Origin of the sequence: Brachyspira pilosicoli (genome assembly GCF_019402445.1) — a bacterium.
GTDB classification, from domain to species: Bacteria; Spirochaetota; Brachyspiria; order Brachyspirales; family Brachyspiraceae; genus Brachyspira; species Brachyspira pilosicoli_B.
Genome location: NZ_SRZM01000042.1, coordinates 1 through 5823 on the forward strand (window position 1 = coordinate 1; position 5823 = coordinate 5823).

Below are 5823 nucleotides of genomic sequence, written 5' to 3' on the forward strand. Positions count from 1 at the left end.
CTTTTCTTTTTTGAAAACATTATAAGGCAAAGAGAATCTTTATTATTAATTAATTCAAGGTTTGAATTTTCATTAAGCTCATTTTTTTCTTTTGAGAGATGCCATTTATTAGAGAACTTCATCTCAAATTTTTTATCATAGCTTTTAATATAAAAATATGATTTTTGTATTTGTTTAAAAATTAAATAAGAAGAAACGCCGCCTACTATTGCTGAGCCTAGAACTATTATTGGAATATTTTTATTCATAACTATATTCCTTATAAAATTAAGATATACTATTACGGTATAGCATTTTCATTAAAAAATCAAGAATATTTTTTATTGACAATAGTAATTAATTTTTATAAAATATATTCAAAAATTTAATTTTCATTATGGAGTTATTGCAATGAAATATATGAATCTTTACAGAGGTTATGAGAAGAGAAAAGAGAGTATAGATAAAAAAATAGCTTCTATTATAGAGAGAAGTCAATTTGTATTTGGCGAAGAGCTAGATAGTTTAGAGCATGAATTAGCAAATTATACAGGAGCTAAATATGCTGTTGGTGTTTCATCTGGGCATGTTGGATTAGTGCTTTCACTTTTAGCATTAGGTTTTAATGCTGGAGAAGACCATTCTACAAAAGAAGTAATAGTTCCTGCTATGACATTTTTCTCTACTGCTGAGGCACCTGCTTTTTTGGGTATGAAAGTTGTTGTTTGCGATATTGATGAATATTTTAATATGGATGTAAACAAATTAGAAAGCCTTATCAATAAAAATACTGTTGCCATCATTCCTGTAAACTTATTTGGACAATGTGCTAATTATGATGTTATATTAGACATAGCTAAGAAACATAATTTATTTGTAATAGAAGATGCTTGTCAGTCTTTTGGTGCTAGCTATAAAAATATAAAATCTTGTTCTGGAAAGTTAGGTGATATTGCTGTTACTTCATTTTTCCCTGCTAAGCCTTTAGGTTGTTTTGGTGACGGCGGAATGGTATTTACTAATGATGAGCAATTATACAAAAACTTAAAACAACTTCGTCATCATGGTGATGAGGGCGGAATGATACATGTTAAGCTTGGTACTACTGGAAGATTAGATAATTTACAGGCTGGCATTTTATTAGAAAAGTTTAAGGGTTTTGATGATGATATGAAGCACAGAAGAAATGCTGCTAAATATTATAATGATAATTTAAAAGATATAGTAAAAGTACCTCAAGTGGCAGAATATACTGAGAGTGTTCATGCTCAATATGTTATACAAGTTGAAGATAATAGAGATGAGGTAAGAACTAAATTAAATGAGCTTGGTATACCTACAGCACTTTATTATCCTCACCCTATACATTTAGCACCTGTTCTTGTTAAAAAGTTAGGTTATAAAGAAGGGGATATGCCTGTTTCTGAATATGCTTCTAAGCACAATATAGCTCTTCCTATAGATAACGATATTCTTAAAGAAGAACAAGATATGGTAATAGATGCATTAAAAAAGGTGTTAAAAAAATAATTGTACAAGGTTTTATTTTGAATACTTTAGATACAATAGATATTGATGAAGAGCTTGTTGGCGTTGTAACAGAGCTTAACAAGCTCGGATTCATTACTAATAAAAGCTGTGCTGGGCATAGTTATCAAAAAATAGGTTTTAATTATAATCCTTATATATCATTTTTTTATGGTATATTAGAGCGAAGAACAAAAGAAGATTGGAATAATTTATATCATTGTTTAATATTAGATGAGATACTAAAAAATATTAATAGTGATAATGTTATAATAACTATGCGTATTAATACTATAGATAAAAAAATATCATATAGAGATGATGATTTTACTAATTTAGAATATGATTTATGTTTTATGAACTTTTATAAACTTAATATAGCTAATATTACAGATACTGCAAAGGGAAGTAAATTGTTTGTTAATAAGTGGAAAGAGATTATAAAATATTATAAGGCTAATAGAAAAGAATTAGATGAAAAGTTTATAAAGAGTTAATAATGCTTTTTTATTTCATCATAAAAGTTTGAGCATATTATATTAGATTTTGAATTATTAATTTCTATATTTGCGTTTAATGATATTGTTTCATCTTTATCAGCATTTGCCAAAAAACTTCCGTCTTTATCAACTATAAAACTTTTGCCGATAAAGTACGCATCAATATCTTTTGTTTTTTCTCTTCCAACTCTATTGCATAATATTATAGGAGTGAGGTTTTCAATGGCTCTTACTCTTGCTATATCTAAAGTATTTTCTCCTCCAAAGTTTGCAAGAATGCATATTAAATTGCTTCCGTTTAATATTTGATTTCTGGATATTTCACTAAACCATACATCAAAGCAAATTTGTATAGATACTTTTTCTTTGCAAACTTCAAATACATTGTAGGATTCTTTTATATCTCCAGCATCAAAAAACTTCTTTTCAAAATCTGATAAATGAACCTTTCTGTATACGCCTTTTAAATATCCGTTTTCCGCTATTAATGCTGAATTGTAAATTTTATTTTTAAAGTTTTCAGCAAATCCTGCTATTATCGCTTTGTTGTATTTTTTAGATATTTCTATTATAGAGTTTATGAATATTGTTTTTTCATTTATTTTATATTTATTTTCTATTTTATTTATATTTTCTATACTTTCAGATACGCTTAATAATTCTTCTCTATTTTCAAATAAATAACCAGAAGAAGAAAGCTCTGGAAGCACTATTAAACTAGCATCATTGTTTTTAATATATTCTTCTATTTTTTTTAGATTTTCTTTTTTATCTTTTTTTATGTCAAATTGAATAAAAGAAACCTTCAATTTATTATCCTTTACTAAATCAAAAATATTAAATTAATGCTAATTTAAATACATCTAAATTAGGAAATTCTTCTTTTAATATGTTGTAATCATTTTCTATTTTTTTATCATCATTATCATACAAAGTAAATAAAGAAGAACCAGAACCGCTCATCACTATTTTTTTATTTATTTTGTTTTCTATTTTGTTTTTATATTCTTTTATTTTCGGCTCAAGAGTAAATACATTGTTTTCAAAAACATTATATAAATTATTATAAATATTATTAAAATCTAATTCTTTATTATCAAATATAGATTTAAAAGATAAAAAGTCTGCTTTGTTAAAATCTTCTGTTTTAAAATTTGAATAAGCCACTTTTGTGGATACATGTATATTGGGGTATATTATTATTATTTTATATGGAAGTATATAATTATAATGAGAAATATTTTCACCTATGCCATTAACCCAACTCATACCTCTTTTTATAAAAAACGGAATATCTGCTCCAAACTTAGAAAAAGATTTTATTAGCTCTTCATTTTCTTTTATTTCAAGTTCTTTTAATATAAATTTAATAAATAATCCAGCATTGGAAGAGCCTCCTCCAAGACCAGCACCATTTGGTATGTTTTTTTCTATATTTATTTTGTAACTTTTTTTTAGATTCATGTTGTCTTTAAAAAAGAAAAATATTCTTGAAAGTATATTATCTTCATTATTATCATTTAGTTTATATTTTCCAGAGGTTGTAATTTTGAAAGAGTTTGATTCTTTTATTTCTATAATATCATAAAGGTCAACAGTGTGAAATAAAGATTCTATTAAATGATATCCGTCTTCTCTTTTTGATGTGATATCCAAAAATAAGTTTACTTTGCAAGGAGATTTTAATTCAGTCATAATTATCCTTAATTATAGAAAATATTTGCTGTATTATAAATTAATAATTAAAAAATTTAAATTATTTTATTATTTAATGATTGTATATAATTTTTTATTTATCCTTGACAATTTTTATATTTGTGATTATTATAAATAGAAATATAAAAAATAGTGTATAGGTGATTATTTATGAATGAGAAGAGAGAAAAGCTTTCAAGCAGATTAGGATTCTTATTAGTATCAGCAGGCTGTGCCATAGGTTTAGGTAATGTGTGGAGATTTCCATATATTACAGGTCAATACGGCGGAGCTGCTTTTGTTGTTTTGTATTTAATATCATTAGTAATACTAGGTCTTCCAATACTTATAATGGAGTTTACTGTTGGACGTGCAGGCGGAAGGGATTTAGCTGGTTCTTACAGAAATTTAGAGAAAAAAGGTCATAAGTGGCACATAATTGGTTATGTGCAGATTTTTGGCTGTGTTTTACTTTTAATGTTTTATACTACTATAGCTGGCTGGTGTTTATATTTCTGTTATTCTATGGCTATGGGTTATATGGACGGATTAAGCCCTGAGCAAGTTCAGGCATTTTTTGGCAATATGCTTGCTTCACCTAAAACATTAATATTTTGGATGTTTGTTGCTGTTGTTATTGCTACAGTTGTTTGTTTTAAAGGGCTTGAGAATGGTGTTGAGAAGGTAAGTAAGATTATGATGACTTTACTTTTCTTTGTACTTCTTATTCTTATAGTGAGAGCTGTTACTTTGCCTAATGCTAAAGAGGGTCTTAAATTCTACTTGCTTCCAAATTTCAAAAATATGTTTGGCGATGGAATTGCTGGTTTTTCTAAAGTGGCTTATGCTGCTATAGGTCAGGCTTTCTTTACTTTGAGTTTGGGTATTGGTGCTATGACTATATTTGGAAGCTATATAGATAAAAATTATTCATTAACTGGTGAATCTATAATGGTTGTTATACTAGATACTTTAATAGCATTATTATCTGGTCTTGTAATATTCCCTACTACTTTCTCTTTTGGAGTAAATCCTGGTCAGGGTGCTGGTTTAGTATTTCTTACTTTGCCTAATATATTTAATTCTATGGTTTTGGGCAGATTATGGGGAGCATTATTCTTCTTATTCTTATCTATTGCGGCATTAACTACTATTATTGCTGTATTTGAAAATATTATAGCTTTCACTATGTCTGAAACTAAATGGAATCGTAAAAAAACTACAATAGTTGTTTCTATATCTATATTTATATTAAGCTTGCCTGCTGCTTTAGGTTCTAATGTATTATCATTTATTAAACCTTTGGGTGAAGGAACTAGCATAATAGACGGTTTAGACTTCTTAGTTTCTAACAACTTCCTTCCTTTAGGCGGTATAATAATATTAATATTCTGTACTAGAGAGCTTGGCTGGGGTTGGAATAACTTCCTTAAAGAAGCTGATACTGGAAAGGGTTTGAAATTCCCTAAATGGTCTAGATTCTATGTTAGTTATATACTTCCTCTTATAGTGCTTACAATTTTTGTTGTTGACTATATTAATAAGTTTTTTCTAAAATAATAGGCTATTAAATGAAAGAAGAAGAGTTAAAGAAGCATATAGACATTATATATGACCATTGGTATGAAACTAATAGGTTTTATCATATATGGGCAAAACAGTATGGCATAACAGATTTAACTTTGTTTACATTGGGACTAATTTATTATAATAAAGAATGTCCGCAGAATATGGTTACAGAGAAATTATGCATACCAAAGCAAACGAGCTGTTCTCTTCTTAATGGTCTTGAGAAAAAGGGCTACATTACAAGAAAAATTAATGCCAAAGACAAAAGAAACAAAATTATTACTCTCACCAAAAAGGGTATTAAGTTTGCCGAGCCTATATTAGAAAAACTTGAAAAGCTTGATACAGATATGCTTGCTTCATTAAAAGATGAGGATATAGTGAAGTATACAAATTGTTTAAAAGAGCTTATTAAGTTTATGGAGAATTATTCTAAAGATTGAGTTTTAGTATAAATAAATACTATAGCTTTATAATTTGGAATACGTATAAACTATATAATAATGCCTGTATTTTAATCTAAAAAAATGCAGCCTTTCGCGAAGCGTATCCG

6 protein-coding genes and 1 pseudogene are annotated in these 5823 nt (G+C 27.4%); 4 read left to right on the forward strand and 3 right to left on the reverse strand.

Translation table 11 applies throughout. The features are described 5' to 3' along the window. Positions 1-248 (reverse strand): annotated as a pseudogene (locus E6A48_RS01830) (hypothetical protein); the annotation flags it as partial. A 142-nt stretch (positions 249-390) separates the two neighbouring features. Here E6A48_RS01830 and E6A48_RS01835 point away from each other — a divergent pair. Together E6A48_RS01835 and E6A48_RS01840 are read left to right on the forward strand one after the other, a co-directional pair. Then, positions 391-1509: a DegT/DnrJ/EryC1/StrS family aminotransferase gene (locus tag E6A48_RS01835; RefSeq protein WP_219708287.1), complete on the forward strand. Its 1119-nt coding sequence runs from the start codon at positions 391-393 to the stop codon at positions 1507-1509. A 17-nt stretch (positions 1510-1526) separates the two neighbouring features. Next, the gene (locus E6A48_RS01840) at positions 1527-2003 is read left to right on the forward strand and encodes a hypothetical protein (protein WP_219708288.1); all 477 of its coding nucleotides are present in this window, start codon (positions 1527-1529) and stop codon (positions 2001-2003) included. On the opposite strand, the gene E6A48_RS01845 is transcribed toward E6A48_RS01840, so the two are convergent. Both E6A48_RS01845 and ispE read right to left on the reverse strand, forming a co-directional pair. Then, positions 2000-2815: a nitrilase-related carbon-nitrogen hydrolase gene (locus E6A48_RS01845; protein ID WP_219708289.1), complete on the reverse strand. Its 816-nt coding sequence runs from the start codon at positions 2813-2815 to the stop codon at positions 2000-2002. The genes E6A48_RS01840 and E6A48_RS01845 overlap by 4 nt on opposite strands. 28 nt (positions 2816-2843) lie before the next feature. Then, on the reverse strand, positions 2844-3701 hold the full coding sequence (gene ispE / locus E6A48_RS01850; RefSeq protein WP_219708290.1) for a 4-(cytidine 5'-diphospho)-2-C-methyl-D-erythritol kinase: 858 nt from the start codon (positions 3699-3701) through the stop codon (positions 2844-2846). Positions 3702-3872: 171 nt separating this feature from the next. Here ispE and E6A48_RS01855 point away from each other — a divergent pair, with 171 nt between their 5' ends. Both E6A48_RS01855 and E6A48_RS01860 read left to right on the forward strand, forming a co-directional pair. Continuing rightward, positions 3873-5261 carry a sodium-dependent transporter gene (locus E6A48_RS01855; RefSeq protein WP_219708291.1) on the forward strand — a complete coding sequence of 463 codons (1389 nt, stop codon included), beginning with the start codon at positions 3873-3875 and terminating at the stop codon, positions 5259-5261. Positions 5262-5272: 11 nt separating this feature from the next. Next, positions 5273-5713 (forward strand): MarR family winged helix-turn-helix transcriptional regulator, encoded by a 441-nt coding sequence (locus E6A48_RS01860; RefSeq protein WP_013244350.1) that lies wholly within the window; start codon positions 5273-5275, stop codon positions 5711-5713. The last annotated feature ends 110 nt before the right edge of the window (positions 5714-5823 follow it).